The organism is Anaerolineales bacterium (genome assembly GCA_022866145.1).
In the GTDB taxonomy this organism is placed as follows: domain Bacteria; phylum Chloroflexota; class Anaerolineae; order Anaerolineales; family E44-bin32; genus PFL42.
Window position 1 is genome coordinate 1 of the sequence record JALHUE010000003.1, and the last position, 2947, is coordinate 2947.

Annotated in this window: 1 protein-coding gene; it reads right to left on the bottom strand. The window is 65.3% G+C overall.

Annotated elements, in window-relative coordinates; genetic code table 11:
* On the bottom strand, window positions 1-2923 hold a 2923-nt coding region (locus MUO23_00065), incomplete at its 3' end, for an isopeptide-forming domain-containing fimbrial protein (GenBank protein ID MCJ7511344.1).
* Between the last annotated feature and the right edge of the window lie 24 nt (window positions 2924-2947).

The following is a 2947-nucleotide window of genomic DNA, read 5'->3' on the forward strand; positions in this document are numbered from 1 at the left end:
AAGCCGTGATGACCCCGGTGGCAAAGAACGAACTGTCGGGGTCCTGAACGCCGGAGGTGCAGTTCAGGCTCGTCCCTACGTACGTCATCCCTGCCGGAAGCGGGTCGTTCAGCGTGACGTTGAATGCATCGGCGTTGCTGGCTGCGGTGTGCGAGAACGTCAGTGTGAAGGCGATCGTATCCCCGGCGTCACCGCTGTTGGGCACGGCCGCCTTGGCCGCCTGCAGCGTCGGTTCGACGATCACCACATTGGGCGCTGCGCCGGAGGCCGAGCCACCGGTCCAGGAGATCACAGCGCTGTTGTTCCGTCCAACCCCGCGGTCGTTGCCGGGACTGTTCAACACCACGGCCGTGTAGGTGATGGTGATCGTCTCCGGGGCGGCGTTCACCCGGTTGCTATTGGTCAGCGTGCCGAACGAATACGTTGCCGCACCGCCGGGGGCGGCAAGCCCGGCCCTAGCGGTGGTGAGCACCTGCGGGAATTCGCCGCCGATGCTCGTGCTGAGATCGGCGGAGGCCGTCAGGCTATCCAGACTGACAAAGGCCAGGCCGGAATCCAACGTGTCCACGACGGTGGCGTTGTTGGAAACGCCCTCCGGGATGGTAATCACCAGCTGGTAGGTCACCCGCTCGCCGATGGCCACGTTGGTGAGAAGCGTGTGGGCCTGGTTGGTACCGGTGATGGTCTTGGTTACCACTGGCAGTGCGGTCGTCACGGTGGCCTGGTCGGTTAGCGGGCCGCCGGGGTCGAGGAAGTTCGGGCCGCCATTGCGGCTGGCGTACTGGGTGACGCTGGCGGTGTTGGTGTTCACCGTGTTCGGGGCGACGCCCGGCGCCAACTGCAGGTCGTAGGTCAGGATGACGATGTTGGCGCCGCTGCCCAGATTGTGTCCCTGGCACACCCCTTCAGCGTCGCTCGGGTCGAGCAGCTCCAGCCCGCCGTGGTTTGGCCCGACATCGTAGAACAGGTACTCAGGCTGCGTGTTCGGCGCGCCGACGGCAACCCCCGACGTATTCAGGGCCTGATAGCCGATGGGGGTTCCACTGCCGCGGCGGATCTGCAAGTTGAGTCCGAGGCCGGTGCTCGGGATCACGTACCCCGGCGCCAGCAGATCGCGCAGCCGGATGTCGAAAGCGCCGTATGGGCTCGTGCCCTGGTTCTCGATCACCAGGGCGAAGGTGGCCAGATCGCCGGCGTCGACGCCCCCGAGGTTGCTATCAATCGGTCGTGGCGGCGGGCCGCTCAGGCCGCCCGAACTGACCAGCCCGGTCCATGACGGATTCGAACCCGGCGGGTTGAAGGTCACACTGAGCGGCCCGACCTGCGGGGGAGCGAAGGCGCCGGCCGGATTGTCGGTCGCACCGACGCCCTTGGTGAGAAACAGCACCGGTTCCTGGACCTGGATCTGGATGATGACATCCGTGTCGTCGGGCCCGGCATTGGTCGATCCCTCATGCTGGCGAAGCTGGTTGGTGAGGAACAGCCCATCAGCGAATGGGTCCTGTGTCACGGTAATGGTGAACAGCAGGTCAATCTTGGACGCGCGGTTGGACGAATCGTCGAAGGATCCGTAGAAGATGCGCAGGGAGTTGCTCGAACCAGTAGGCGTCAGCAAAGGCGAAATCCCCGAGATGCCCGTCGGCCCGCTGAAGGTGTCGGTCAACCCGCGCGTCACCTCGCCAGGCGCAGGCAGCGTTCCGGGTGCGGCGGCCGCGAGGTAGGTCCAGACCGGCACGCCAGGGGCCTCGGCGTTTGGATCGGCGACATCGAAGACCGGGAGCGGTAGATAATCGATGAAGTACAGGTCCTCAACGTCGGAAGCGGGCATCTCGTAGGTGATCCGGTAGGTGACGGTGTCACCCGGCGCCACTCTCGGTGGGGTCGGTGACCCGCCGTTGATGGCATACAACGATTTGGTCACGGGGCCTCGGGCAATCGTCACGCCCGCGCCGCTGCCGTCGTCCTCCACACCATCAACCTGCGTGATGAGGGCGTTATTCCGGATCGTTCCGGTGATGCTGACGCTGTTCGATAATCGATCCCCCTGGTCGACACTCGGATCCGTCGAGGGGTACGTGTCCGAGAAGACATCCTGGATGCGTGCGTAGTAGGTGATGGTGCCGGTGGCCGGGCCCGCATTGGGGACGATCGCCCGGCCGCCCTGCAGGATGCCATCTGCGGCGCCGAGGCGAATCAGCGCATCAGACACTTCGAAGGTCAGCAGCGTGCTGCCATCGGTTCCGTCCGGCGGCACACCGGGGCCGGAGTTTCCGATGCGCGAGACGTCGATGAGGAGATCATCCCCCGGGGCGGGTGGATTGGGAGGATTCGGGGGATAGGCGGGTGGCGTGTAGGCGAACAGACCGCCGCGCGTCTCCACTCGGTCCGTGACGCTCAAACTGGGCTCGAATCCCGGGCCCATAAGCAGACGCTGCCCGTCCGAGATGGTGTCGGTCGCGACCAGATCCCCAAAGGTGAAGTAGTCGGAAATCTGAAACGACAACGTATAGGTGACCACCGTGCCCGGCGTGCCGCTGCCAGGGGACGCCGACTTCTGGATGGCAATCGACCGGTCGTTGAGGGTGTGCTCAGGCCCGGCGGCATTGATCGTCAGAGGCGTGACCGGATCGCGGCCATCGTCGGGGTCCCAGGACGCCGAGGCTCTGACGTTGTCGGGCGAGGTGCGATCGTCGCCGCTGGGAGGCGGCAGGACACTGCCACCCCCGGCATCGAACTGCGGGATGAAGTATTCGAACACAACGTTGGGACTTCCGCTCACTGGCCCGGCGCCAAAGTCGCAGGACAGTGTGCCTCCGGGAATCCCCGCCGGCGGAGGCGTGCACACGGCGGCTGGGCTGGTGCTGACGACGCTCGTGAACTGCAGGTTTGACGACAGCGTATCCGCGATCGTCAGGTTGTTCACGGACTGGGCATCGGCAATACCGGC